This window comes from Micromonospora sp. ALFpr18c, assembly GCF_008868155.1.
Taxonomy (GTDB): domain Bacteria; phylum Actinomycetota; class Actinomycetes; order Mycobacteriales; family Micromonosporaceae; genus Micromonospora.
The window spans coordinates 1-25638 of sequence record NZ_WBKR01000016.1; the positions used below are offsets into that span (position 1 = coordinate 1).

General features: G+C 72.7%; 23 protein-coding genes and 2 riboswitches. Of the genes, 10 read left to right on the forward strand and 13 right to left on the reverse strand.

Translation table 11 applies throughout. From position 1 onward, the window contains the following. Positions 1-750 (forward strand): ATP-dependent DNA helicase (locus F8271_RS05420; RefSeq protein WP_225854176.1); only part of this gene is annotated, 750 nt, incomplete at its 5' end. 194 nt (positions 751-944) lie between these two features. On the opposite strand, the gene F8271_RS05425 is transcribed toward F8271_RS05420, so the two are convergent. Beyond that, positions 945-2243, reverse strand: a complete 1299-nt coding sequence (locus F8271_RS05425; protein ID WP_225854177.1) for an AI-2E family transporter — start codon at positions 2241-2243, stop codon at positions 945-947. A 158-nt stretch (positions 2244-2401) separates the two neighbouring features. Here F8271_RS05425 and F8271_RS05430 point away from each other — a divergent pair, with 158 nt between their 5' ends. Together F8271_RS05430 and F8271_RS32195 are read left to right on the forward strand one after the other, a co-directional pair. Beyond that, on the forward strand, positions 2402-2740 hold the full coding sequence (locus F8271_RS05430; RefSeq protein ID WP_151488545.1) for a co-chaperone GroES: 339 nt from the start codon (positions 2402-2404) through the stop codon (positions 2738-2740). A gap of 80 nt (positions 2741-2820) precedes the next feature. After that, a complete protein-coding gene (locus tag F8271_RS32195) occupies positions 2821-2988 on the forward strand; it encodes a hypothetical protein (RefSeq protein ID WP_192580151.1) in 168 nt (55 codons plus the stop codon). Positions 2989-3007: 19 nt separating this feature from the next. Here F8271_RS32195 and F8271_RS05435 read toward each other — a convergent pair whose 3' ends face one another. Beyond that, positions 3008-4492 (reverse strand): PrsW family intramembrane metalloprotease, encoded by a 1485-nt coding sequence (locus tag F8271_RS05435; RefSeq protein WP_151488546.1) that lies wholly within the window; start codon positions 4490-4492, stop codon positions 3008-3010. A gap of 23 nt (positions 4493-4515) precedes the next feature. Further along, a riboswitch (SAM riboswitch) is annotated at positions 4516-4636 on the forward strand. Positions 4637-4682: 46 nt separating this feature from the next. On the opposite strand from F8271_RS05435, the gene F8271_RS05440 reads away from it, so the two are divergent. Continuing rightward, positions 4683-5942 carry an aminotransferase class V-fold PLP-dependent enzyme gene (locus tag F8271_RS05440; RefSeq protein ID WP_151488547.1) on the forward strand — a complete coding sequence of 420 codons (1260 nt, stop codon included), beginning with the start codon at positions 4683-4685 and terminating at the stop codon, positions 5940-5942. 6 nt (positions 5943-5948) lie between these two features. On the opposite strand, the gene F8271_RS05445 is transcribed toward F8271_RS05440, so the two are convergent. Continuing rightward, positions 5949-7184, reverse strand: coding sequence for an aromatic acid exporter family protein (locus tag F8271_RS05445; RefSeq protein WP_225854178.1), 1236 nt, complete (start codon positions 7182-7184; stop codon positions 5949-5951). Positions 7185-7292: 108 nt separating this feature from the next. On the opposite strand from F8271_RS05445, the gene F8271_RS05450 reads away from it, so the two are divergent. Further along, positions 7293-7949: a metal-dependent phosphohydrolase gene (locus F8271_RS05450; RefSeq protein WP_225854179.1), complete on the forward strand. Its 657-nt coding sequence runs from the start codon at positions 7293-7295 to the stop codon at positions 7947-7949. Here the strand turns inward: F8271_RS05450 and F8271_RS05455 are convergent. Beyond that, positions 7921-8205, reverse strand: a complete 285-nt coding sequence (locus F8271_RS05455) for a DUF4031 domain-containing protein (protein ID WP_151488549.1) — start codon at positions 8203-8205, stop codon at positions 7921-7923. The two genes, F8271_RS05450 and F8271_RS05455, sit on opposite strands and share 29 nt — an antisense overlap. 68 nt (positions 8206-8273) lie before the next feature. Here F8271_RS05455 and F8271_RS05460 point away from each other — a divergent pair, with 68 nt between their 5' ends. Further along, entirely contained in the window at positions 8274-9674 is a 1401-nt protein-coding gene (locus F8271_RS05460) for an FAD-binding oxidoreductase (protein ID WP_151488550.1), read from the forward strand. 11 nt (positions 9675-9685) lie between these two features. Here F8271_RS05460 and F8271_RS05465 read toward each other — a convergent pair whose 3' ends face one another. Together F8271_RS05465 and F8271_RS05470 are read right to left on the reverse strand one after the other, a co-directional pair. Beyond that, positions 9686-10222: a hypothetical protein gene (locus tag F8271_RS05465; protein ID WP_151488551.1), complete on the reverse strand. Its 537-nt coding sequence runs from the start codon at positions 10220-10222 to the stop codon at positions 9686-9688. 89 nt (positions 10223-10311) lie between these two features. Further along, positions 10312-12129 (reverse strand): glycerol-3-phosphate dehydrogenase/oxidase, encoded by a 1818-nt coding sequence (locus F8271_RS05470; protein ID WP_151488586.1) that lies wholly within the window; start codon positions 12127-12129, stop codon positions 10312-10314. Between the two features lie 150 nt (positions 12130-12279). Here F8271_RS05470 and F8271_RS05475 point away from each other — a divergent pair, with 150 nt between their 5' ends. From F8271_RS05475 to F8271_RS05485, 3 genes are all read left to right on the forward strand, one after another. After that, positions 12280-14817 carry a S8 family serine peptidase gene (locus tag F8271_RS05475; RefSeq protein ID WP_151488552.1) on the forward strand — a complete coding sequence of 846 codons (2538 nt, stop codon included), beginning with the start codon at positions 12280-12282 and terminating at the stop codon, positions 14815-14817. A 15-nt stretch (positions 14818-14832) separates the two neighbouring features. Then, positions 14833-15768, forward strand: coding sequence for a GNAT family N-acetyltransferase (locus F8271_RS05480; RefSeq protein ID WP_151488553.1), 936 nt, complete (start codon positions 14833-14835; stop codon positions 15766-15768). Positions 15769-15845: 77 nt separating this feature from the next. Continuing rightward, positions 15846-16091: a hypothetical protein gene (locus F8271_RS05485; RefSeq protein ID WP_151488554.1), complete on the forward strand. Its 246-nt coding sequence runs from the start codon at positions 15846-15848 to the stop codon at positions 16089-16091. A gap of 58 nt (positions 16092-16149) precedes the next feature. Here the strand turns inward: F8271_RS05485 and groL are convergent, their stop codons facing one another. The 3 genes from groL to F8271_RS05500 form a co-directional block, all read right to left on the reverse strand. After that, positions 16150-17772 carry a chaperonin GroEL gene (gene groL / locus F8271_RS05490; protein WP_007465827.1) on the reverse strand — a complete coding sequence of 541 codons (1623 nt, stop codon included), beginning with the start codon at positions 17770-17772 and terminating at the stop codon, positions 16150-16152. Positions 17773-18044: 272 nt separating this feature from the next. Continuing rightward, positions 18045-19118 carry a hypothetical protein gene (locus tag F8271_RS05495; protein ID WP_151488555.1) on the reverse strand — a complete coding sequence of 358 codons (1074 nt, stop codon included), beginning with the start codon at positions 19116-19118 and terminating at the stop codon, positions 18045-18047. Positions 19119-19205: 87 nt separating this feature from the next. After that, positions 19206-19409, reverse strand: coding sequence for a cold-shock protein (locus tag F8271_RS05500; protein ID WP_132339982.1), 204 nt, complete (start codon positions 19407-19409; stop codon positions 19206-19208). 305 nt (positions 19410-19714) lie between these two features. On the opposite strand from F8271_RS05500, the gene F8271_RS05505 reads away from it, so the two are divergent. Then, positions 19715-20242, forward strand: coding sequence for a GNAT family N-acetyltransferase (locus tag F8271_RS05505; protein WP_151488556.1), 528 nt, complete (start codon positions 19715-19717; stop codon positions 20240-20242). Positions 20243-20399: 157 nt separating this feature from the next. On the opposite strand, the gene paaN is transcribed toward F8271_RS05505, so the two are convergent. The 4 genes from paaN to F8271_RS05530 all read right to left on the reverse strand — a co-directional run bounded on the left by paaN (position 20400) and on the right by F8271_RS05530 (position 25604). Continuing rightward, a complete protein-coding gene (gene paaN, locus F8271_RS05515; RefSeq protein WP_192580152.1) occupies positions 20400-22073 on the reverse strand; it encodes a phenylacetic acid degradation protein PaaN in 1674 nt (557 codons plus the stop codon). 100 nt (positions 22074-22173) lie between these two features. Continuing rightward, positions 22174-23193: a GNAT family N-acetyltransferase gene (locus F8271_RS05520; protein WP_151488559.1), complete on the reverse strand. Its 1020-nt coding sequence runs from the start codon at positions 23191-23193 to the stop codon at positions 22174-22176. A gap of 313 nt (positions 23194-23506) precedes the next feature. Beyond that, complete coding sequence (gene thrC, locus F8271_RS05525; RefSeq protein ID WP_151488560.1) at positions 23507-24793, reverse strand: threonine synthase; 1287 nt, start codon at positions 24791-24793, stop codon at positions 23507-23509. 11 nt (positions 24794-24804) lie between these two features. Beyond that, positions 24805-24940: riboswitch (SAM riboswitch) on the reverse strand. A 337-nt stretch (positions 24941-25277) separates the two neighbouring features. Next, complete coding sequence (locus tag F8271_RS05530) at positions 25278-25604, reverse strand: type I restriction-modification enzyme R subunit C-terminal domain-containing protein (protein ID WP_225854180.1); 327 nt, start codon at positions 25602-25604, stop codon at positions 25278-25280. Positions 25605-25638: the final 34 nt, after the last annotated feature.

Here is a 25638-nt window from a genome sequence, read left to right on the forward strand (position 1 = left end):
CGCCCGGCCGCCGAGACGCCCGGCCGTCGCCTCGCCGGCGACGTCGCGCCGAACGCCGTGATACCACCCACCGAGGGCCCCGGGTGGCGGTCACTCGACGTCGGTTCACCGTTCGACTACGCCCGGCAGGGCATCCTGTACGTCGCCGCGCACCTGCCCCGGCCGAGCGTCTCCGGGCTGCCCGAGGCAGCCGGCGAGGAACTGCTCGGGCTGGTCGACGCGCTCGGCGGTCGTACTCTCGGGCTCTTCTCCTCCCGGCGGGCCGCGCAGCAGGCGGCGGAGCTGCTGCGCGCGCGGACCGACCTGCCGGTGCTGTTGCAGGGCGAGGAGGCGCTGCCGCTGCTGGTGCGCCGCTTCCGCGAGGAGCGGTCCAGCTGCCTGTTCGGGGTGATGTCGCTCTGGCAGGGGGTGGACGTGCCGGGCGACGCCTGCCAGCTCGTGGTCATCGACCGGCTGCCCTTCCCCCGCCCGGACGAGCCCCTCGCGGCCGCCCGCGCGGCAGCCGTGGACGCCGGCGGCGGTTCGGGCTTCGCCGCGGTCAGCGTGCCGATCGCGGCGGTGCGGCTGGCCCAGGGCGTGGGCCGGCTGATCCGGGCCACCGGCGACCGGGGAGTCGTCGCGGTGCTCGACTCCCGGCTGGAGACCGCCCGCGGCTACGGCCCGTTCCTGCGTCGCTCGCTGCCGCCGTTCTGGTACACGACCCGCCCCGAGGTGGCCCGCGGCGCGCTGCAACGCCTCGCCAGCTCCTGACGCAGAGCGCGCGACCACCGCGTCGCGCCCCGCGCCCTGCGCCCTGCGCCGATGGTCAAGATCGTGCAGAAACAAGGAAGTAGTGGCCTCCTTCGCGGAGGAGGCCACTACTTCCAGGATCGAGCACGATCTTGCGAGCAACTGGCGCGAACACCGCGCCTCGCGACACCGCGGCGCGGCGCGGCGCGGCGGGTCTAGGGCGCTTGGGAGGCGACGACCACGGCGTCGGGCGGGGTGTCCGGGACCCTCCGGGCAGCCAGCCGACGCACCGCGGTGTTCAGGACGGCGATCAGGGGGACGGAGACCAGCGCGCCGGTGATGCCGGCGAGCACCACCCCGGCGGCGATACCGATGATCACCGCGAGCGGGTGCAGGGCGACCGCCCGCCCCATGATCAGCGGCTGGAGCACGTGCCCCTCGACCTGCTGCACACCGATCACCGCTCCCAGGATGATCAGCGCGGTGACCGGACCGCTGTCGACCAGCGCCACGAGCACCGCCACGCCGCCGGAGAGCGCCGCGCCGACGATCGGGATGAACGCGCCGAGGAAGACCAACGCGGCCAATGGGAAGGCGAACGGGACGTCGAAGACGACGAGGAAGATGCCGATCCCGACCGCGTCGATGAAGGCGACCAGCACGGTCGCCCGGACGTAGGCGCCCAGCGTCTGCCAGGAGGCCCGGCCGGCGTCGTCGACCTTCCAGCGGGCGGCCACCGGCAGCAGCCGGACCAGGAAGCGCCAGATCCGGTTGCCGTCGCGCAGGAAGAAGAACGTCGCGAAGAGCACCAGGATGGTGCCGGTCAACACCTCGGCCAGCGTTGCGGCGGTGCTCAGCGCGCCGCTGGTGAACTTCGAGGTGTTGTCGTTGATCCAGGCCTGTGCTTCGTCGATGTAACTGTTGAGCTGGGTGTCGGAGACGTGCAGCGGGCCGGTCTTCAGCCAGTCCTGGATCTGCCGGACGCCCTCGGAGGACTTCTGGCTCAGCTCCGGCACCCCGCGGATGAACTCGTTGACCACCAGGGTCAGCGTGCCGATCACCGCGGCCAGGCCACCGACCAGCACCACCGCCGTCGCCAACGACCGGGGCAGTCGGGCGCGCAGCAGCCAGCCCACCGCCGGGGCGAGCAACGCCGAGAGCAGCAGCGCGATGGCCAGCGGAATGATCACGATCTTGATGGTGCCGACGATCCGGAGCAGGGCCCAGGCCACCACCCCGATCACGATCAACCGCCAGCACCAGGCGGCGGCGATCCGCAGCCCGTGCGGCACGTCGGCGTCGTCCCGACTGGAGGTGGAGCTGTGCAGGTCAACTGGAGGTTCCGCGCCGACGACCGTGGCACTCGGCGGCGCGGGCGGCCCCGGCACGGCCGGTGAGGCCACCCGGACCGGCTCCGCGTCGTCGCTCGGCGTGTCCCGATCGGCGCGAACCGACTCCCGGCTTGACTGGTAGGCGCGGCGGAGCCGCCCGCGTACCCGCTCGAAGCGGCTCAAGCGCACCTCCTGGCAGAAGAATGGTCCGCCCACGGCGACAGGTCGGACAGCATACGTCCGTTCCCGACACCGTAGGGCAGTTCCGCCACACATTGCCCCCGCAGCCTCGGGCGTAACCACCGGCAATCGGCCGTCGGCGACACGGTAGCGTCTGCGTCGTGACCGCCGACCAGGATCTCGACGCCGGCCTGCCGATCCGCCTCCTGCATGACCGCGTGCTGGTACGGATGGAGGGCGGCGACGGCGAGCGTCGCTCCACCGCCGGCATCGTCATCCCGGCGACCGCCGCGGTGGGCAAACGGCTCGCGTGGGCCACCGCCGTCGGGGTGGGGCCGAACGTGCGCGCCATCGTCTCCGGCGACCGGGTGCTCTTCGACCCGGACGAGCGCTCCGAGGTCGAGCTGCACGGCCGCGGCTACGTACTGCTGCGCGAGCGGGACGTGCACGCCGTGGCCGCCGAGCGGGTCGAGAACGACTCCACCGGCCTCTACCTCTAGACGCCCCTCCCCCGCCGCGCGCCGTTTGCCGCGCGGCACGACGGGAAGCCATCCGGCGACCGTGGCCCTGGGGAGGGACGATGCCGGTATTCGTGAAGAAGCTGCTGACCTGGGGCAGCGTCGCGTTTCTGATCTACTTCATGGCGTTCCGACCCGACGGTGCCGCGCAGATGTTCAAGGCGATCGGGGCCGCGTTGGTCGCGATGGCGCAGGGCCTCGGTGACTTCCTCACCACCCTGATGACCTGAGCCGCCCCCAAGGCCGACGTCAGGATTGACCGGGCGTCCACGGCGACGCCGGCCGCAGACCGGGCCAGCCGGGCGGGGCGTACCCGATCGGAGGCGCGGGTGGCGCGGGAGCCAGCACCACCGGGATCGGCACCACCGGCTCGTCCGGCGCATCCAGCGAGCGTTGCGTGCCGTCCGGGAAGCGCAGGTGGTAGCGGCTGCCGTCCCAGACCCCCACCGGAGCCTGCGGGTCACGACCGACGAAGAACGATCGGTACGCGCTGATCGCATCCAGCAACTCCCGCTCCTCCCGAGCCGAGCGCTCCTGGTCGGCGGGCTTACGGTCCAGGCCGCGCAGCGTCCCGTCGCGCAGCAGCGCCAGTCGGGTCGCGGAGAACTGGTAGCCGCGCATCGCCCGCAGACCGGCGTCCCCGGCGACCCGGCGGGCCCAACTACGGGCGGCGTGCCGACGGCCGAGGCTGCTCAGCGCGGCCACCTCTGGTGGGGTCAACCAGCCGGCGCGGACGTAGTCCGGCAGCGTCCGCTCGGTGAGCCGCCCCTCCCAGGCGCGCAGCCACACCGCCAGCCCCACCATGCCGAAGAAGACCGGCACCATGAGGCCCAGGAAGCCGTACAGCATGATCACCGTCTCGCCGGTGGCCTGCGTCAGCGTGGGCAGCAGGTTCCAGGTGCCGTGCAGCATCATCGCCAGCAGCAGACCGCCGACCGGTGCGAGCACCCGTACCCGCCGGTCGGCCGTCCGGGCCGCGACACCCAGCCCCATACCGGTCATCGAGGTGAAGAGCGGATGGGCGAACCCGAACAGGAGGATCCGCACGATGAAGATGGCGATGACCTGCTGGGTGCCCGTCGCGGGGCCGTAGCGGTCGGCGCCGGCCGCGTAGCCGTACCCGCCCAGGTAGAGGATGTTCTCCACCATGGCGAAGCCCACCGCGGAGAGCCCGCAGTAGACCAGGCCGTCGGTGATCCCCGACCACTCCCGGCGGCGGAACACCAGGAGCAGGATCGGGCCGAGCGCCTTGGTCAGTTCCTCGATGAAGGGCGCCACCAGCACACCGGTGAGCGCGGCCGGCAAACCCCAGTCGGCGAAACGTCCGGCGGCGAACTCGTTCACGGTGAGCGAGGCGGCCGTGGCGACGAACGCGCCCCACGCGAAGCAGAACATCAGGTACTTCAGGGGCTCCGGCTCGTAGCGGTCCAGCCAGAGGAAGCAGGCGACCAGCACCGGCACCGGCAGGATGGCGGCGATCACGCCGATCAGCAGCGCCTGCAACCCGAGTGACTGGCCGAGCCGAAAGACCATGAACCCCGCGCAGGCGGCGATGAACAGCGCCACCCCGGCCAGCGCCAGGAACCGCCAACCCTTGCTGCGCGGCGGCATCCGGGGCGCCTCGCCGGTGGACGGAGCCGCCGACGCGGGCGGCGGCGACGGCAGGGGTGAACCGGGCGGGGTGTCGGCCATGCGGTCAGCGTAGCCATCCGCCGCCGACTGGTCCGGTCGCATCGGCAGCCGCTATGCTGCGGGCAGGTCACGAGCGCCAGCGTCAAGCCCCGGCTTGCTGGCCGGCAACCCTCGTCGAGTTCGCGGTGGGGTGCCCCGGGTGATGACCGGGCCCAGCCCGATCGGCGTGCTGGGCAAGCGCGGACCCCGTCCCGATGTCGCACCCGGGGTCCCTGACCCCGGAGGTTCCGGCGTGTCCGTCACTCTCGTACCCTCGCTGCCCGCCCTGCCCACCGTGGCGCCCGCGCCGCTCGACGTGCTGGGCGTGCCCGGCGAGATCAACCTGGACTACGCGGCCAGCGCGCCGTGCGCGCGGGCCGCGGCCGACGCGGTGAACGAGCTGCTGCCCTGGTACGCGAGCGTGCACCGCGGCGCGGGAGCGCTGTCGCGGCGCTGCACGCTGGCCTACGAGAAGGCCCGGCAGACCGTCGGCGACTTCTTCGGCGCCCGCCCCGACGACCATGTGATCTTCACCCGGAACACCACGGACGCGCTCAACCTGCTGGGTCGGGCGCTGCCCACCGGCACCACGGTTGTCACGTTCGCCGGCGAGCACCACGCGAACCTGCTGCCCTGGCCGCCCGGCTCGGTACGGCTGCCGGTGCCCGCCGACCCCGCCGGGGCGGTACGCGCCCTCGCCGCCGCCCTGACCGAGCTGCGGCGGGACAGCAACCCGGCGCTGCCGGTGCTGGTGTCGGTCACCGGCGCCAGCAACGTGACGGGCGAGCGGTGGCCGGTCGCGGAGTTGGCCCGGGTGGCCCACCGGCACGGGGCCCGGATCGCGCTCGACGCCGCGCAGCTCGCCCCGCACGCACCGGTCGACCTGCTCGCCCTCGACGTGGACTACCTGGCCGTGTCGGGCCACAAGCTGTACGCCCCGTTCGGCGCGGGCGTGCTGATCGGCCGGGCCGACTGGCTGGACGCGGCTCCGCCGTACCTGGCCGGCGGCGGCGCCACCAGCCGCGTCGGCCCGGCCACCCATGACGTGACCTGGGCGACCGGCCCGGCACGGCACGAGGGCGGCACCCCGAACCTGCTCGGCGCCGTGGCGCTGGCCGCGGTGTGCACGGAGCTGGCCGGCGCGGACCGTGCCGCGCTGGCCGCCCGCGAGCAGGCGCTGCTGGCTCGTCTGCGGGACGGCCTCGCGGCCCTGCCGCACGTGGTGGAACTGCGTACCTTCGGCCCGGACGCGCCCCGGGTCGGAATCGTCTCGTTCGTGGTCACCGGGTGGGACTCGGCCGAGGTGGCCGCCCGGCTGGCCGCGAGGCACCGCATCGGCGTACGCGACGGCCTGTTCTGTGCCCACCCGCTGGCCCGGCGGCTGCTCGACGAGGCGGCGGGGCGCAGCGGCCGACGGGACCTGCCGTCCACGGCGCTGCGCGCCAGCATCGGCCTGGGCAGCACCGCCGCTGAGGTGGACCGGCTGATCGAGGCGCTCGCCGAGCTGGGTTGAGTACGGTTAGCCGACGGGTGGGGCGGTGGGCGGTTTCGGCGCCTCACCCGGTTCGGCCGACTCACCGACGGGCCGCTCCTGCTGCTCCCCGAAGGCGGTGCGGATGCACCGGTTCGCCTCCTCCTGCTCGATCCCGGAGGCCACCAGCAGGTCACTGGCCGTGGTCCGGATCTGGGCGATGACGACGCTGCCGGAGAAGCCGACGCCCTCGCCGTACGCCCGGCCTGCCTCGCTGACCGCGCGCAGTGACCGTTCCCGGGCCTTCGCCGGCTCCTCGCCGGCGGCGAACTCGTGCTTGAGCAGCCGGACCGACTCGGCGAGGTGGCCGATCGCGTCCGGCATCGGATCGGGCACGGGTTCCTCGTCCTCGACCAGCGTGACGGACCGGCGGATCAGCGTGCCGCTGTTGCGCATCGCCCGGTCGATCGGATCGGCCGCCTCCGCGTAGTGGATCAGCTCGCTGCGGCGGTGCCAGCGGGCCGGGGAGAGGGTTGCCGTCTCCTTCGCGCCCTCGATCGCCTCGGACAGCGTGGCCAGTTCGTCCTTGTTGTTGCGCAGCCGATCCAGTGCCCGCTGGATGCTGGCCCGGTCCCGGCTGCGCAACCCGTCGGCGGTGACATCGAGTTGGGCGGCGAGCAGGTCCAGCGCCGGTCGGGCGGCGCGGTTGATCACTCGGAGCGGGTTCAGCGGCAGCAGCACCGCCGTGACCAGCAGCGCGATCCCACCACCGAGGAACGCGTCGACGAAGCGGGGAATCTCCAGGTTCTGGGTCGACGGGCTCAGCGTCACGATCAGCACCGCCGTGGCCGCCGCCTGGATGACGATGGCCACGCTCGCTCCGGCGAAGATGGTGAGCAGGATCGCCACGGTGACCACCAGGCCGAGCTGCCACGCCCCGGTGCCGAGCAGGTAGATCAGGAGGTCGCCGACGAACACCCCGACCCCCACCCCGACGATCAACTCCACGGTCCGGCGGAACCGCTGGCCGACCGACGCGGCCAGGGTGCCGACCGCCGAGATCGGCGCGAAGACCGGTTGCGGGTTGCCGAGCACCTTGTGCGAGATCAGGTACGCGAGCCCGGCCGCCAGCCCGGCCTGCACGGCGAGTCCGCCGGCCATCCGTACCCGGTGCAGGCGGTCGTGCAGGGTGGCCCGGCCACGATGGCGCAGCTGCTCGGTGGCCTCGGCGATCCGGGCACCATCGATGTCCACCAACCCTTCGCGCAGCGCGGTACGCCGCATGATCGGAGGTCGTTTGTCCCGGGCCACGGCCATGGGCGCGACTACCCGTGCCAGGCGCGCTGAATCCTCCCGTCGGCACGCGGCGGGCCGATGCGGGAGACTCGTGCGGTGGTTGATCTGCTGGACCGGTGGCGGGCGGCGGCCCGGGATGCCGGCGCGAGGCCCGATGCGGAGACGACGCGGGCCGGGGAGCACCTGCTCGCCCGGTGGCGGGAGCCGCACCGGCACTACCACACGGTTGCCCACCTGACGGCCGTACTCGACGTGGTGGACCGGCACGCCGACCTGGCCGGCCGGGCCGACCTGGTCCGGCTCGCCGCCTGGTGCCACGACGCGGTCTACGACCCCCGAGCCGCCGGCGACGCCAACGAGCGGGACAGCGCCGCGTTGGCGGCGAGCCTGCTCACCGGGCTCGGGGTGCCGGCGTCCGCGGTGGTCGAGGTGCGTCGGCTGGTGCTGCTCACCGCCGGGCATGTGGTCAGACACCAGGACCGCGACGGCGCGTTGCTCTGCGACGCGGACCTCGCCGTGCTGGCCGCGCCACCGCAGACGTACGACCGCTACGCGGCGGCCATCCGACGGGAGTACGCGCACGTGCCGGAGCCGGCCTTCCGGGCCGGCCGGGCCGCGGTGTTGACCGGCCTGCTGGCGCTGCCCGCGCTGTTCCGGCTGCCGCCGCTGGCGCAACGGTGGGAACGGCCGGCCCGGGACAACCTGCGCCGCGAGCTGGCGACGCTCACCGACGCGCCGGCGGAAGCGGGCTGACGAGGTGCTTCGGGCGGCGCAGACCGGCGTCGCGGAGCAGCCGGACCAGCTCCCGGCTCGGCACCACCTGGGCACCGAGCCAGACCGCCGCCGCGAATCGTTCCGCCGGGATGTCGTAGTGGTCGCGGTCGAATCCGCGCCGGGGCGCGCCCAACGCCTCCGCGAAGGCGTGCAGCTCGGCGTACGAGACGTCGCTGATCAGGTGTGACCAGAGCCGGCCGCGCCACGGCCAGGCCGGCCGGTCCAGGTAGAGCATGGTGCACAAGTTATCCCGCCCAGTTGATCATGTTGATGATCGGCGACCGCCGACCTAGCCTCGGCTGCATGGCCCCCACCGGACTCCTCGACGACCTGCGCGCCGCGTTGGGCGAGAACGCCGTGCTCACCGACCCGGACCTGCTGCGGATGCACCAGCGCGACGAGGCGGACCTCTGCGTCGCCGGCACCCCGCTGGTGCTGACCCGCCCGCGCAGCACCGAGCAGGTGGTCGCCGTCGTGCGTGCGGCGGCACGGCACGGCGTACCGGTGGTGCCGCAGGGCGCGCGGACCGGGCTGGCCGGCGCGGCGAACGCGGTGGACGGCGCGGTGGTGCTCAGCACCGTCGCGATGGACGAGATCCGCGAGATCGACCCGGTGAGCAGGATCGCGGTGGTCCAGCCCGGGGTGGTCAACGCGACGCTCGCCAGGGCGGTGGCCCAGCAGGGGCTGTGGTATCCGCCGGACCCCGGCTCGTGGGAGTCGTCGACGATCGGCGGCAACGTGTCCACCAACGCCGGCGGCATGTGCTGCGTGAAGTACGGCGTGACCACCGAGTACGTGCTCGGCCTGGAGGTGGTGCTCGCCTCCGGTGAGGTGTTGCGCACCGGCCGGCGTACCGCCAAGGGTGTCGCCGGCTACGACCTGACCCGCCTCTTCGTCGGCTCGGAGGGCACCCTCGGGGTGATCACCGAGGTGACCGTGGCGCTGCGGCCCGCCCCGGCCGAGTCACTGACCATGGTGGCGGTCTTCGGCTCCACGGCGGCGGCCGGCGCGGCGGTGGCCGAGATCGCCGCCCGCGGGCTGACACCCAGCCTGCTGGAGCTGCTGGACCAGACGCACCTGCGGGCCATTGAGGCGTACCAGCCGATGGGGCTGCGGACCGACGCGCAGGCCCTGCTGCTGGCCGCCGCGGACACCGGCGCCCGGGCGGCGGACGACCTGAGCGCCCTGGCCGAGGTGTGCCGGGCGGCCGGTGCCGACGAGGTGTACGCGGCCACCGACGCGGTGGAGGCGGCGGCGCTGCTGCAGGCCCGGCGGTTGGCCCACCCGGCGATGGAGAAGTTCGCGGCCGACACCTACCCGGGTGGCAACGGTGGCCTGGTGATCGACGACGTGGCGGTGCCGCGCGGGTCGCTCGCCGCGCTGCTGGACGGTGTGGCCCGGATCGCGGCGGACTGCGACGTGCCGATCGGCGTGGTGGGGCACGCCGGGGACGGCAACATGCACCCGAACATCGTGGTCGACCGGGCCGACCCGGCGAGCCTGGAACGGGGCCGGCGGGCGTTCGACGAGATCATGCGGCTCGGCCTGGACCTGGGCGGCACCTGCACCGGCGAGCACGGGGTGGGGCTGCTCAAGCGGGACTGGTTGGCCCGGGAGATCGGGCCGGTCGGGATGCGGGTGCACCAGGCGATCAAGTCGGCGCTCGACCCGGACGGCCTGCTCAACCCGGGCAAGGTGCTCTGACCCGCCCGGGGTCAGCCCTTGACCTCGGCCGGGGTCGCCTGGGTGAGCAGCAGCAGGATCTCCCCGGCCACCACCGGTTGCTCCTCGCCCGGGCAGTCCTGGGAGGTGATCAGCCCCGCCGAGGTGAGCAGGCTCGACGTCAGCGCGTCGATGCAGGTCGCCCGGTACCGCCGGACCTGGTCGGTCTCCTGGGCCAGCTTCGGGTCGGCGAGCAGCACCTGGAGCCGTTGGGTCAACTCCGGGGCGAGCGTGCCACGGGAGGTGACCCCGTCACCGGCGCAGTCCAGGCACTGCCACGCCCCGTTGCGTTCCACGCTCAGGGTGCGCAGCGGGCCGTCGCTGCCGAGCCGCTGAAGCAGGCTGACCTGCCCCGCCGCGACGGTGGTGGGGACCTCGGGCAGCGACCCACCGGCCGCCGAGCCCACCGGTGGCTGCGCCTGCGATGTCTCGCCGGCGTCCCGGTCGAGCAGCGAGCACCCGGTCAGGGCAACGGCGAGCGCGGCAGCGAAAAGGGGGATGAGCAGACGGGAGCGCGCGCGGTCAAGCACGCGCGGAAACCTACCCCACCGTAGGTAGCGTCCGAAACCACCATCCGGGCCGGTATCGATAGTTACCCATCGGTAACGTTACTTTTCGGTCACCGAGCGGACGGTCGCACCGTGGCCTGGTCGTCGTCGCCACCCCGGTCCGCCGCGTAACCGCGGACGTCCGGAGCACCGAGCCGGGCCGCGTCCGCCGCCGCGTCGTCCGGCATCAACTGGGACTGCCGCTCCGCCTCCACCCGGGCGCGGTAGTGCTCGACCTCCCGCAGCCGGGTGTCCGCGTCCCAGCCCAGCACGGCACCCATCAGCTCGGCGGCGTGCTCCGCCGACTCCAGCCCCCGGTGGGTGGTCTCGAAGGAGATCCGGGTCCGCCGGGTCAGCACGTCCTCCAGGTGCAGCGCACCCTCGGCCCGCGCCGCGTACGCGACCTCCGCCGCCAGATACTCCGGTGCGCCGGCCAGCGGGGACGCGAGCAGCGGATCGGCGTCGATCAGCGCCAACAGATCCAGCGTGAGGGTGCCGTACCGCTCCAGCAGGTGCTCCACCACGCCCACCGGCACGCCGTGCCGGCGGGCCAGGTCGGCCCGGTCCCGCCACATGGCCGGGTACCCATCGGCACCCAGCAACGGCAGGTCGGCGGTCCGCGAGGGACGGCCGTCGCCCAACCGGCGGACGGCCCGGTCGACCACGTCCGAGGCCATCACCCGATACGTCGTGTACTTGCCACCGGCCACGAGCAGCAGACCGAGCATCGGCTCGAACACGGCGTGCTCGCGCGAGAGCTTCGAGGTGGAGTCGGCCTCGCCGGCCAGCAGCGGCCGCAGCCCGGCGTAGACGCCCTCGATGTCGGCGGTCGTCAACGGCCGGTCCAGCACGGTGTTGACCTGCTGCAACAGATAGTCGATGTCCCGGGCCGAAGCGGACGGGTGGGACCGGTCCAGCCGCCAGTCGGTGTCCGTGGTCCCGATGATCCAGTGCCCGCCCCACGGGATGACGAAGAGCACCGAACTGGCCGTCCGCAGGATGAGCCCGGTCTCGCCGGTGATCGCCGAGCGGGGCACCACCAGGTGCACCCCCTTCGAGGCGCGCACCCGGACGCCGGGACGCAGGCCCACGTCGTTGAGCATCCGGGACATGTCGTCGCTCCACACACCGGTGGCGGCGATGACGGTGCGGGCGTGCACCTCGAACTCCGCGTCCGGGGAGCCGGCCGGCGCCTCCAGATCGCGGACCCGGACGCCGGTCACCTCCCGCGCCTGCCGGATCAGCCCGACGGCGCGGGCGCTGCTCACCACCGTGGCGCCGAGGCTCGCCGCCGTACGGGCCAGCGTGACCACCAGCCGGGCGTCGTCGACCTGCCCGTCGTAGTAGCGGATCGCCCCGGCCAGCGAGTCGGCCCGCAGACTCGGGAAGATCCGCCGGGCACCCTCCCGGGTCAGGTGCCGGTGCAGCGGCATGCCCCGGCCTCCGCCGAAGACCCCGGCGAAGGCGTCGTACGCGGCCACGCCGGCCCCGTAGTACGAGCGGCGGAAGACCCGGGCGGGCAGGTCCCGCAGACCTCGACCGGCCGGCAGCGGCACCAGGAGCGGCACCGGGCGGACCAGGTGCGGCGCGAGCCGGGTGGCCAGCAGCCCCCGCTCGGTGAGCGCCTCGTGGACCAGATGGAACTCCAACTGCTCCAGGTAGCGCAGGCCACCGTGGATGAGCTTGCTGGACCGGCTGGAGGTGCCGGCGGCAAGGTCACGCGCCTCGACCAGGGCGACCTTCAAACCCCGGGACGCCGCGTCCAGTGCGGCGCCGGCACCGGTCACCCCACCCCCGATGACCAGCACGTCGAAGCGCTCGGCACGCAGTCGGCGCAGGTCGGCGGTACGGCGGACCGGCGAGAGCTGCCCGGCGACGGATCGGGAGATGTTGGGATCTCGCACCCGTCCACCGTATCCGCCGTGGGCGGCGTGTCGACATGCGCCACCTCTGGGCGGATCGCGGCCGCGGCCGTTTCCTCGCGATCTGCTCGAAGAGGCCCGCATCGAAAGTGCTCATCCTGGTCGTAAGGTTCTCGGATGCACGCTCAACCGCTGCCGCACCAGCCGCCACCGGGCCGGACCAGCCCGTGGCCGGTGGTCGCGGCCGCCCTTGCCGGCGGTTGGACCATCACGGTCACCGTGGGCACCCAGACCGGCGGCTGGGTCACCGATCAGGTGCTGCTGGGCTTCGGACGGGACCGGGTCGGCTGGCTCTGGCCGGTGTTGGGCCTCGCCACCGTCGTCCTGGTCGGCACGCCCGCGCTGCTGCTGGCCGTGCTGCCTCGGTCGGCTGCGGTCCGGGTCACCGGGCGGGTGTGGCTCGCCGCTGCGCTCACGCTCGGGGTGCTCACCCTGCTGCGGATCGTGCCGCAGGTGCACCACGAGGCGTACCTCGCCGCGCTGGCCGCCACGACGGCGGTCGTCGCGCTCGTCCTGCGCTGGTCGGCACGGCGGTCGGCGTACCCCGGACCGGCCGGCACGGACGTCGACGCGGCTCCCCCCGGCGGCGACACCGGGCGCGCGACGCCCTCCGACGGTGACGACACCGGGCGCGCCGGGGCCGACGCGCGCCCGGAGCCGGGCGGCCGGCGGTCGCGCCGCCCCGGTGCGGTGCCGCTGCTCGCGGTCGCCGCCGGGCTGGCGCTGCTGCTGCCCTGGGCCTGGCTGGGTGCCCTCGGTGGTCTGTTGGAGACCGTGCTGGCGCTGGCGGCGGCCGCCGCGCTCGGCGCGTTGGCCGCCACGCTGCTGGACGCGACCTTCTGGTCCCGCTTCGCGGTCGGCCGGCCACCCCGGCCGGCCCGCCTGGTGCTGGTCGGTGGCCTGGTCGCCGGCGTCGCGCTGCTGCTGCTCGCGGCGGGCACCGGCCAGTCCGGCGCCCAACTGCCCGCGCTGCTGACCCTGCCACCGGCGGGTTTCACGCTGGCCGCCCTCTGGGCCGCGGCCTGGCGGCCCACCGTCGACCCGGCCGACGCCGTGCGCGCCGGCCGGACCGCGACCGGCTGGCTGGTGGGCCTGGGCGCGCTCGGCCCGCTGGCGTTCACCGACCCGGAGGAGATCAGCCTGTTGCTGCTCGGCACCCGCGACGTGCCGTTCTGGGTGGCGGCCGCCGCCGGCGCCGGGCTCGCCGTGGCGGTCGCTCTCGCCATCGGGTACGCGGTGCTGCTGGCCCGACGGTCGGCGCGTGCCCCGAGCCGTCGGTTGGCGGCGGTGGCCGCGGTGGTGCTGCTCGTGACGGTCTGCGTGGTGGACGTCGGCCCGGGACAGCCCGGCCTGTACGGCGAGCGGCTGCTGGTGGTGCTGCGGGCGCAGGCCGACCTGAACGGACTGCCGGCCGGCACACCGGGTCGGGCCGGGCGCGACGCCCGGGCGACGGAGGTCTACCGGCGGCTGGTGGACACCGCCGAGCGCAGCCAGGCCGACCTGCGCCGCGACCTGAACCGGCTGGGGCTCGACCCGGTCTCCTACTACCTGGTGAACGCGGTCGAGGTGGACGGCGGACCGGGCGTGCGGGTCTGGCTGGCGCGCCGGCCGGAGGTGGCCCGGGTGCTGGTCAGCCAACGCCTGCGACCCCTGCCCGCGCCGGCCGGGCAGAGCCGGGGCGACGCGCCGGCACCCACCGGTCCGGAGTGGAACATCCGCCAGCTCGGCGCGGACCGGGTCTGGTCACAGCTCGCAGTGACCGGCACGGGGATCGTCGTGGGCAGCTCGGACTCCGGCGTGGACGGCACCCATCCGGCGCTGCGGGCCGGGTTCCGCGGCGGCAACGACTCCTGGTACGACCCGTGGAACGGCACCCGGACCCCGACCGACATGGGTGGGCACGGCACCCACACGGTGGGCAGTGCCGTCGGGCGCGACGGCATCGGTGTCGCGCCGGACGCGCAGTGGGTGGGCTGCGTCAACCTGGACCGCAATCTGGGTAGCCCGGGGCACTACCTGGACTGCCTCCAGTTCATGCTGGCGCCCTTCCCGGCCGGTGGCGACCCGTTCACCGACGGCCGGCCCGACCGCGCACCGCAGATCCTGACCAACTCGTGGGGCTGCCCGACGATCGAGGGCTGCGACCAGCGGGTGCTGCGACCGGCCACCGCCGCCCTGGACGCCGCCGGGATCTTCGTGGTCGCCGCCGCCGGCAACACCGGCCCGTGGTGCGCGTCGATCGACGACCCGCCCGCGCCGTACCCGGACGTGCTGACCGTGGGCGCCGTGGACGCGCAGCGACGGGTGGCCGAGTTCTCCTCGCGCGGACCCGTGCCCGGCGGCGTGGGCAAACCGGACGTGCTGGCACCGGGCGTGGGTGTGGTGTCGGCGATGCCGGGTGGCACGTATGCCGCGCTGGACGGCACGTCGATGGCGACGCCGCAGGTGGCGGGGGTGGTGGCGCTGATGTGGTCGGCGAATCCGGCGCTGGTCGGTGACCTGCCCCGGACGCGGCAGATCCTGCGGGACACCGCGACGCCGGCCGTGCCGACCTACCGTTCCCGCAACCCGGGCGACGCCTGCGGTGGCCCGGCGAACGTCGCCGGGGCCGGCCAGGTCGACGCCCTCGCCGCCGTCCGCGCCGCACAGCGGTGATCTAAGGTCGCGACCATGGACGCCGAGATCACCATCACCGAGCTGACCCCCGACCTGGCCACCGCCGTGGTGCGGCTCTGCGAACGGGCGCTCGACCTTCCCGAGGACGCCACCGAGGCGGCCCCCATCGTGGACGTGCTGTGGCCGCGCGCCAGCGCCGACCGGACGGTGGTCGGGTTGGGCGCGTACCGGGGGGCGGATCTGGTCGGGGTGCTGCTCGGCTCGCTGTCGCCGGCCGACCCGGGTGTCGGGCACGTGGACCTGGTCGCGGTGCTGCCGGAGCAGCGCCGCCAGGGGGTGGGCCGCGCACTGGTGGCGCGCGCCGAGGCGGTGCTCGCCGAGCGTGGCGTGACCGAGGTGCTGCTCGCCGGGAACCCGCCGTGCTACGCGTGGCCGGGCATCGACGTGCGCTACACCCCCGCGGTCTGCGCCGCTCTGGCGCTGGGGTACCGGCAGGACCGGACGGCCTGGAACATGACCGCCGACCTGTCGTACGACGACTCGCCGGCGCTGCGGTCCACCGAGGCGGGGGAGCGGCGGCTGGCGGAGCGGGGCATCACGGTACGCCGGGCGGAGCCGGCTGACCTGCCGGCGCTGGCCGCGTTCGCCCGGTCCACCTTCGGCGGGACGTGGGACGGCGAGCTGGCCGGTTCGGTGGGTCGCGCGGGCGCCGGTTGTCACCTCGCGGAGCGGGACGGCCAGGTGCTCGGCTTCGCCGCGTACGGGTCGTCGCGGCCGAGCTGGTTTGGGCCGATGGGCACCGATCCGGCGGCCGAGGGTTCGGGAATCGGCGGGGTGCTGCTGCGGCGTTGTCTGCGCGACCAGCGGGCGGCGGGGCTGGACCGGGCGCAGATCGGCTGGGTGGGGCCGGTGCCGTTCTATTCGGGCAGCGCGGGCGCCCGGATCGAGCGGGTCTTCTTCCTCTACCGGCGGACCCTACCAGCGGCATAACTGGGCAAATGGGACATTGATTCATTCGCCCGCATCGCCCATCGACGCCCCCTACCGTTTCGGTAGAGGAGGCAGCCATGACCACGGATGACGACCAGACCGAGGACGGCCCGCCGATCACCTGGAAACCGGTCGGCGAACTGCCCGGCCAACTGCCGTTCGAACGGCTCGACTACGGAGACGCCGAGCAACTGGCCGAGATGACCACCGACGGCGAGCCGGTGGTCGAGGAGCCGCAGGAGATGGTGGACGCGCCGATCCAGCTGCTTCCGCCGTACGACCGGGCGCAGAAGCGGCGTAACCAGCGCCCGCTGCCCACCTGACGACGAACGGGGCGGACCGCGTCAGCGGCCCGCCCCGTTCGGTGTGTCGGAACTGGACTCAGAAGTCCATGTCCCCGCCACCCGGGCCAGCCGGGGCAGCCGGGGTCTTCTCCGGCTTGTCCGCGACAACGGCCTCGGTGGTGAGGAAGAGCGCCGCGATGGACGCGGCGTTCTGCAGCGCCGACCGGGTCACCTTGGCCGGGTCGATGATGCCCGCGGCCAGCAGGTCGACGTACTCGCCGTTGGCGGCGTTCAGACCGTGACCCGCTTCGAGGTTACGGACCTTCTCCACCACGACGCCGCCCTCGAGGCCGGCGTTGACGGCGATCTGCCGCAGCGGGGCGTCCAGCGCGACCTTGACGATGTTCGCACCGGTCGCCTCGTCGCCGACCAGGTCGAGCTTGTCGAAGGCGGTCTTGCCGGCCTGGACCAGCGCGACGCCACCACCCGGGACGATGCCCTCCTCGACGGCCGCCTTCGCGTTGCGAACGGCGTCCTCGATGCGGTGCTTGCGCTCCTTGAGCTCGACCTCGGTGGCCGCGCCGACCTTGATGACCGCAACGCCGCCGGCCAGCTTGGCCAGCCGCTCCTGCAGCTTCTCCCGGTCGTAGTCGGAGTCGCTCTTGTCGATCTCGGCCCGGATCTGGTTGACCCGACCCTGGATCTGGTCGGCGTCGCCGGCACCGTCGACGATGGTGGTCTCGTCCTTGGTCACCACGACCTTGCGGGCGCGGCCCAGCATGTCGAGGCCGACGGCGTCCAGCTTGAGGCCGACCTCCTCGCTGATGACCTGGCCACCGGTGAGGATGGCGATGTCGGCGAGCATGGCCTTGCGGCGGTCACCGAAGCCCGGCGCCTTGACGGCGACCGACTTGAAGGTGCCCCGGACCTTGTTGACGACCAGGGTCGCCAGGGCCTCACCCTCGATGTCCTCGGAGATGATCAGCAGCGGCTTGCCCGACTGCATGACCTTCTCGAGGATCGGGAGCAGGTCCTTGACCGACGAGATCTTGCTGTTGACGATCAGGAGGTAGGGGTCGTCGAAGACGGCCTCCATGCGCTCCGGGTCGGTCATGAAGTAGGCCGAGATGTAGCCCTTGTCGAAGCGCATACCCTCGGTGAGCTCAAGCTCCAGACCGAAGGTGTTGCTCTCCTCGACGGTGATGACGCCTTCCTTGCCGACCTTGTCCATCGCCTCGGCGATGATCTCGCCGACGGTGCTGTCGCCAGCGGAGATGGAGGCGGTGGAGGCGATCTGCTCCTTGGTCTCGACGTCCTTGGCGAGCTTGGACAGCTCCTCCGAGACGCTCGCGACCGCGGCCTCGATGCCCCGCTTCAGGGCCATCGGGTTGGCGCCGGCGGCCACGTTGCGCAGGCCCTCGCGAACCAGAGCCTGGGCCAGGACGGTCGCCGTCGTCGTGCCGTCACCGGCAACGTCGTCGGTCTTCTTGGCGACCTCCTTGACCAGCTCGGCGCCGATCTTCTCGTACGGGTCCTCGAGCTCGATCTCCTTGGCGATGCTCACACCATCGTTGGTGATGGTGGGGGCACCCCACTTCTTCTCGAGCACGACGTTGCGGCCCTTGGGGCCGAGGGTCACCTTTACGGCGTCAGCGAGCTGGTTCATGCCCCGCTCGAGGCCGCGGCGCGCCTCTTCGTCGAACGCGATCATCTTGGCCATACGGCGTTGTCCTCCTGGACACTCACGGGCCACCCGAGATGTGTGCCCCGGATGGGCCGCCTGGTGTACGCACCTTGGGACGTCGCCACCTGGCGACGACGACGTCCTTCGGCCGGGCCGGATAGCCCGCGACGACCGGCCATGTGCCGCCCCGGCGTCTCCACGCCGGTGCAACCTGGCCCCACCGTCCCGACCATTGGCACTCACGGTATGCGAGTGCCAATGACTTGTTTAGCACTCTCCCCTGCCGAGTGCAAGCACGATGGGGCCGGTCAGCGGAGTTCGGCGGCCAGCCCGGCGCTGTTCACCGGCGCCTCATGAGCCCGCTGCTCGGCGTATGTGACCAGCAGACCGATCAACTGGGCGAGGTGGGCCGGCAGGGCCAGCACGGCCGCGACCCCGGTCACCAGGACGATGCCGACCGCGGTGCCGGGTGACGCGAGCGGATCCGGACCCAGCGGGGCCGAGATGATCCCCTCCAGCACCGACGGGATCAGGGTGGCCACGATCACCGCTGCGGCGACGAGCGCCACCCGACCCAGCAGCAGGCCGAGCCGGTCGTGGAACATCCGGAACGACCGACCGATCGGGTTCTGCCGCTCGAACAGGTAGACCGGCCCGGCCATGCTCAGCGCGAACGCCAGGTAGATGCCCGGCAGGACGCAGAAGCAGACCCCCACCCCGATGAGCAGGCTGACCAGCAGGGTCCAGCCCCACAGCCCGAGCGCCCGCCGCACGCCGTAGCGCAGCGCCGGCCCCACGCCGACGGGCTCCCCCGCCGCCTGCCGGGTGATCACCCAACTGCCGGCGGCCCACCCCACGGCCTGCACCAGCCCGATCAGCAGGCTGCCGACGATGACCACGGACAGGACGGTGACCAGGTCCGTGACGAACGTCTCCGGCAGCTCGGACGGTGAGCCGGCCTCGACCTGCGCCGCCCAGCCGGCCGACGGGTCCACACCCAGGGAGATCACCCCGAGCACGGCGGCCGGCAGCACCTGGGTGATCAGCATGATCGGCACCAACAGCCGCCACCCCCGGCGCAGTGCTCCCGCACACCGGGCGAACCAGCCGCCGATACCCATGCCGGGCGGCGTGACCAGGGCGTCGTTCGGGTCGACCCCGTGACCCGGCGGGTACCAGCCGACCGGTGCCCCCGGATACCACTGCTGCGCCGGGTAGGGGCCGGCGCCGGGCGGGTATCCGCCGGTGGGCGGGAACGCCCAACCCTGCGGGGGCACCTGCGGCGTACCCCAGCCGCTCTGCGTGGGATCCCAGCCAGGCGGCGGGCCGCCGGGAACGCCCGGCCCGTCAGGCGGAGTGGGCGGGGGTGGCTGGTCGGTCATGAACCCTCCTCAGCATCGGCTGGAACGGTTCACGATCTTCCCGGGTGTGTGCCCGCACCGCAGCCGCGACGCGCGGGAGGAAAGGACTCAGGCGAGCAGGCGTACGCGCTCGGCCTGCGGGCCCTTCTGACCCTGCGCGATCTCGAACTCCACCCGCTGACCGTCGTCCAGCGCCTTGTAACCGTCCATCTCGATCGCGGAAAAGTGGACGAACACGTCCTGACCGCCGTCGACGGCGATGAAGCCGTAGCCCTTTTCGGCGTTGAACCACTTCACGGTGCCCTGTGCCACGGTGCACTTCCTCACTCTGCGCAGCGTTGCCTGCCCCGGCGCACGGCCTGGCCGAGCGCCCGCGGACCACCGCTCCAGCGATCGATGACGGCCGCTGAAACGGGTGACCGAAATCGCACGCTACACGAGGAGTGACGGCCGCGCACGACCACAAATCGGGCATCGTCCGGGCGGCCCGGCTGTGGGAGGTCGCGCAGGCGCGCAGCGGTGTCGCGTACCTGAATGACCTGCTGGTCTGACCCCGGCCCACGGCTCAGAGGAAACGGCCGCGAAACAGCGGTCGCAGCTGTGGTAGGCATGCGGACATGACCACCGACACGGGCTCGCCAGCCCTGCGGGCGCAGATTCGCCGGGTCCGGCCGGCGGACGCCGCCCGGATGCGGGCGCTGCGCCTGGAGATGCTCGCCGACGCTCCGCTGGCCTTCCTGGAGACGATCGCCGACGCGGCCGCCCGGTCCCACGCGGAGTACGCGGCGCGGGTGGCGTACACCTCGCGCGGCGCGGACAACGCGCAGTTCGTGGCGGATCCGGGCGGCCGCTTCGTCGGGCACGCCGGGGGTACGGTCACACCGCGCGAGGCCGGGCTCACCGTCATCTACGCGGTCTACGTCACGCCGGCCTGGCGGGGCAGCGGCCTGCTCGGTGAGCTGATCGACGGGGTGGCCGCCTGGTCGCGGGCCTGCGGCCGACCGGAGCTGCTGCTGGAGGTGGTGGTCGGCAACGACCGCGCCTACCGGGCCTACCAACGCCTGGGCTTCGAGGACACCGGCGTACGAGTCCCCCACCCCACGATCCCAGCCCTGACCGAGCTACAGATGCGCCGCCAAGCCTGAAACCCTCCCAGGGCAAAACCACCGTGCTGTTTCCCCAAGGCCGGATGCGTAAGCGACAACCGTGCCCACGAAGGGTTTCCGGGGCAGCCCGACCCGCGCAGGGATCAAGCCTGACCGCCCGGAGCGGGTCGGGCTGCCCCGGAAACCCCAACCGCAACTACACCGGACGCCGAGACTGCACGATCCGGAACCGATTCGCCACGTACGCCCCGTCCGTCAGCGCCGAATTCGCCGCCGCGTTGGCGCCACTGCCGTGAAAGTCGGAGAAGGCCGCCGACTGGTTGACGAAGACCCCGCCGGTCAGGTTGCAGGACAGGTGCACCCCGACCTCGACGGCGACCGCCTCGGTGGCGTCCAGCACCGCCTCGTCGGTCGAGTAGACCCCGGCGGTCAGCGCGCCCTTCTCGCCGACGGTCCGGCGCAGCAGCTCCAGGCTGTGCGCGGTGGAGTCGGTCGCGATGGCGAACGAGATCGGCCCGAACCACTCCCGGCCGTACGTCTCCGCGTCACCCGCGGTCAGCTTCACGATCGTCGGGGTACGCACCACCGCGTCGGCGTACGCCGGGTGGGCCACGGCCCGTGACTCCAGCACCGGCTCGCCGACCTTGGTCACCTCGGCCAGCCGCTCCAACACCCCGTCGTTGACGATGGCGCCGGTCAGCTCGACGCCCCGGGCCGGATCGGCGGTCAGCTTGCCGACCGCCGCGGCGATGCCGCCGGCCACCTCGTCGAAGCTCTTGTGCCCCTGATCGGTGTCGATGCCGCCGGCCGGGATGAGGATGTTCTGCGAGGTGGTGCACATCTGGCCGCTGTAGAGGGTCAGCGTGAAGCCGAGGTTGCGGCACATGCCGGCGAAGTCGTCGGTGGAGTCGATGACGACCGTGTTCAGACCGGCCTTCTCGGTGTACACCGACGCCTGCCGGGCGTGCGTCTCCAGCCAGTCGCCGTACTCGGTGGAACCGGTGAAGTCGACGATCTTCACGGCACGGTGCAGCGCGAGGTCGCTGGCGAGCTTCTCACCGGGCGCCTCGGCGGCCAGCAGGACCAGGTTCGGGTCGAAACCGGCCTCGGCGAGCACCTCCCGGGCGTACCTCACGGTGATGGCCAGCGGCAGCACCGCGCGCGGGTGCGGCTTGACGATCACCGGGTTGCCGGTGACCAGCGAGGCGAACAGCCCGGGGTACGAGTTCCAGGTCGGGAAGGTGTTGCAGCCGATCACCAGCGCCACACCACGGGGCACCACGTGGAACGTCTTGGTCATCCGCAGCGGGTCACCCTTGCCGGCGGCCTTCTCCCAGCCCGCCGTGCCCGGGTGCCGGGTCATCTCGGCGTACGCGTACGCCAGCGCCTCCAGCGCCCGGTCCAACGCGTGCGCTCCGCCGGCCTGGAAGGCCATCACGAACGCCTGGCCGCTGGTGAACTGCACCGCGTTGGCCAGTTCGAAGATGTGCTTGTGCAGGCGGTCGAGGATCTCCAGGCAGACCCCCACGCGGGCCTGCGGGCCGGCGTCGCGCCAGGCGGGCAGCGCGGCGGAGGCGGCGCTGATCAGCTCGTCGGTGCCGGCGTGCGGGTAGCGCACGGCCAGCTCAACTCCGAACGGGCTCGCCTCGGTGGCGATCCGCTCGCCGGTGCCCGGCTGGTCGAGGGGGAAGTCGCCACCGAGGTATGCCTCGAACGCGGCCTTGCCGTCGGCGGCGGCGGTCTCGCCGTACACCCGGGGGCTCGGGGACTCGGGATAGGCGGACCAGTAGCCCCGCTCCGTGATCGCGGTCAGCGCACGGTTGAGGGTGTCGGCGTGCCTGTCGTACAGGGGATGCGGGGTCTCCGTCATGCCCGCCATCATGCCTGAGTCCGGTCCGCGAGCAGTAGCGCGAATGCCCGACAGCGGTGCATGCCTGAGTCCGGTCCGCGAGCAGTAGCGCCGATTCCCGTCAGAGGGTGAGCTGCCAGTCGGTCCAGGCGTCCACCGGGCGGAAGCCGAGCTGCTCGTTGATCGCCACCATGTAGCTGTTGCTGGCCGCGTTGAAGGTGTCGATCACCCGTACCGCCGGCTCGTGGGTGAGCAGGTGGTGCAGGTTCTCCGCCTTGGCGATGAGGCCGAGCCGGTGCCCACGGTGAGCCGGGTCGACGATGGTGATCTGCTGGAACGCGTGCCAGTCGGCGGAGGCGCCCACGTCGAGCAGGGTCCAGGCGACCAGCCGGCCGGACGCCTCGTGTCGCATTGCGAGGTGGTAGCGCCGCCGGCCCTTGGCGTCCAGGGCGCGCTCGTTGCCGCGGATGCGCTCGGCGTCCACCTGCTCCGGCTCCCACTGCACGTCCCCCATGGGGGCGTCCATCAGCAGCCGGCCGTCCAGGTAGGCGATGTCCGCCACGTACTCCGGTGGGGTCGTCCCCTGCCAGCAGACCGACCGGTAGCCCTCGGCTCGCGGTCGGGCCTCGGCGAGCGCCGCCCGCAGCGCGACCCGATCGATCTCTGCGACGTCGAGCCGGCGACGCACCTCGGCGAGGGCGGGCCGGGCGCCGGTGGTCGCGGCGAACGAGTCGCCCGCCACGCTTCGAGCCGGCCCGCCGGGCAGCGCGGAGACGGCCATCCCGACGACCCGCTTGCGGCCGTGCTCGCGCAGCAGGCGCACCCCGTACTCGTGCAACGCCCGACCGACGCCCCGCCGCCGCAGCTCGGGATGCACCACAAGCTCGGCGGTGGCGTTGTCGGTGTTGTCCAGGTGCGGCAGGTCCAGTTGGAGGTAGCCGGCCGGTACGCCGTCCAGCCGGGCCAGCGCCCAGAGCGATCGTGCGCCGGGTGCCGGCGTGTGGAACATCGCGTCGAAGCGCCGCCGGCAGAAGGGCGGGAAGTCCGGCAGGTCGACGTCGTTGGCGGCGGCCCCGATCCGGTACGCCTCGTCGACCGCGGCCCGGTCGGCTCCATCGAACGACACGATCGTGATGCTCATGCCGATGAGCCTGCACCCCGCAAAAGCGATCGGGCCAGCGAATTAATTCGCTGGCCCGATCGGACGTGGTCGGGAGGGACACTCGCACAACGCCTCCGGCGTTGGGTCGCAAGAACTTCAAAATTCTCCGGCGAAATGCCCTCCCGCACGGAGCATCTTGCGCCGTCCGGTTCCTGCCGTCAAGTCCATAGCGGTGGGTTTTCCACACTCACAGCGAAAAGCCAGTTACCCGGCGGATCGGCCCGATCCCCCGACCGGGCGATCCGCCATCCCCCGCCAGGCCACCCCGCCACGTCCCGTCCCGGCCGAGGGGTCAGCCGAGGAGGCCGGCGTCCCGGGCGGCGCGCAGGGAGGGCTTGATGTGGTGGGTCGGGCCGACCTGACCCGCCACCGCATCGATGGTCTTCAGGCCCTCGCCGGTGTTGAAGACGACGGTCTCGGCCGTCGGGTCGAGCCGACCGGACTCGACCAGCTTGCGCAGCACCGCCACGGTGACCCCACCGGCGGTCTCGGCGAAGACACCGGCGGTGCGGGCCAGATCGCGGATGCCGGCGCGGATCTCGTCGTCGTCGGCGTACTCCATCCAGCCGCCGGTGCGGCGGACCGCCTCCAGGGCGTAGAGGCCGGCGGCCGGGTCGCCGATGTTGAGCGACTTGGCGATGCCGGTGGGCTTGACCGGGGTGATCGTGTCGGTGTCGGCGTGCAGCGCGGTCGCGATCGGGTTGCAGCCGGCGGACTGGGCGCCGAAGACCTTCCAGCCGCCGGCCGGGGCCTCGACCAGGCCGATCTCGACCAGCTCGGAGAACGCCTTGTCAATCTTGGTGAGCAGTTCGCCGCTGGCCATCGGGATGACCACCTGGGCGGGGATCCGCCAGCCGAGCTGCTCGGCCACCTCGTAGCCGAGGGTCTTGGAGCCCTCCGCGTAGTACGGCCGGACGTTGACGTTGACGAACGCGGTGTCCTCGAATTCGTCGGTCTCCACCAGTTCGCCACAGAGCCGGTTGACATCGTCGTACGAGCCGTCGATGGCGACCAGCTCGCCGCCGTAGACGGCGGTGGTGATGACCTTGCCCTGTTCCAGGTCGCTGGGGATGAAGACCACCGAGGGCACCCCGGCGCGGGCGCCGTGCGCGGCCACCGAGTTCGCCAGGTTGCCGGTCGAGGCGCAGGCGAACCGGGTGAAGCCGAGCGCCTTCGCGGCGGTGAGCGCCACCGAGACGACCCGGTCCTTGAACGAGTGGGTCGGGTTGGCGCTGTCGTCCTTGACCCAGAGCGGTGCGGTGATGCCCAGTTCGGCGGCGAGGTGCGGGGCCGCCACCAGCGGGGTGAGCCCCGGGTCGAGGGTGACCCGGGTGGCCGGGTCCTGGCCGGCGGGCAGCAGCGCGGCGTACCGCCAGATGTTCTTCGGGCCGGCCTCGATCTGTTCGCGGGTGACGGTGGCCAGGGCGGCGGTGTCGTAGTCGACCTCGAGGGGGCCGAAACACTCGTAGCAGGCGTGCTGGGCGGCGAGCGGGTAGCGGGCCGAACAGGCGCGACAGACCAGGGCGCGGGCGGGGCTGGCGGAGGTGTCGATGCCGGGGGCGGCGAGGGTCGACGTCATGTCGAGGAGTCCTCTCATCTTTCCCCGCATCGCAATCTGCGGCGGGGACGGAATTGGCACCTGCCCCGCGGGTCGCTCAGCGGTGAGCGCGCGGGGTGGTTGCCGGGGCGTCGTCGGGCCGTATCCCTCAGCCCCTCTGGATGAGGTATGCAGTTGTGCGGTCGAGTCTAGGCAACGTTGCCCGCGGCCTCCACCGGGCATCCCAGGGAGTGGGTCAACAGGCGGCGACGGCCACCTGGTAGACCACCGCGATCGGGTCCGTGACGGCGGTCGATTGCGGTAGGGACGATGACCGGGGCCGTGCCCGGAGACCTGCCGGAGGGACGCTTTCGAGTTGATGCCGTCAACGACATCACCGACTCCCGGCAAACGGTGTGAGCGGGGACGCCCGCAGCCCTCATCGCCCATCGACCTGCCCTAGACGTAGGCCAGCTCGGCCCGCCCTGCGAAGATCTACCGTGCCCGCGAGAGATGGCGTGGCCCGCTACGCCACCTCGCTCGCCAAGACGGCGTTGTTCTTGATCGAGCGGAGGATCGATACCAAACGATCGGCGTCAGGGTTGGAGAAGAGCGCTTCCGGACCGCGCGGGGCGACACCGTTGAACGGGGACTCGTAGAGGCGTCCCGGCTCCATCACACCGTTCACGGTCAGGTCATTGACGATCAGGTTGATGAAGTCGAGCTGGGCGGCGTTGAGGGTCCGGTCGACAAGGAACTCGCTGAACGCGTCCCGGGCCGCCTCGCGGTCCAACCCGACCAGTGAACGGATGAACAGGCCGAGGCCCTCATCCGGCCACCCGTCCCCGCTCAAGGTACATCGGGATACGGTAGCGGAGATCGACGCA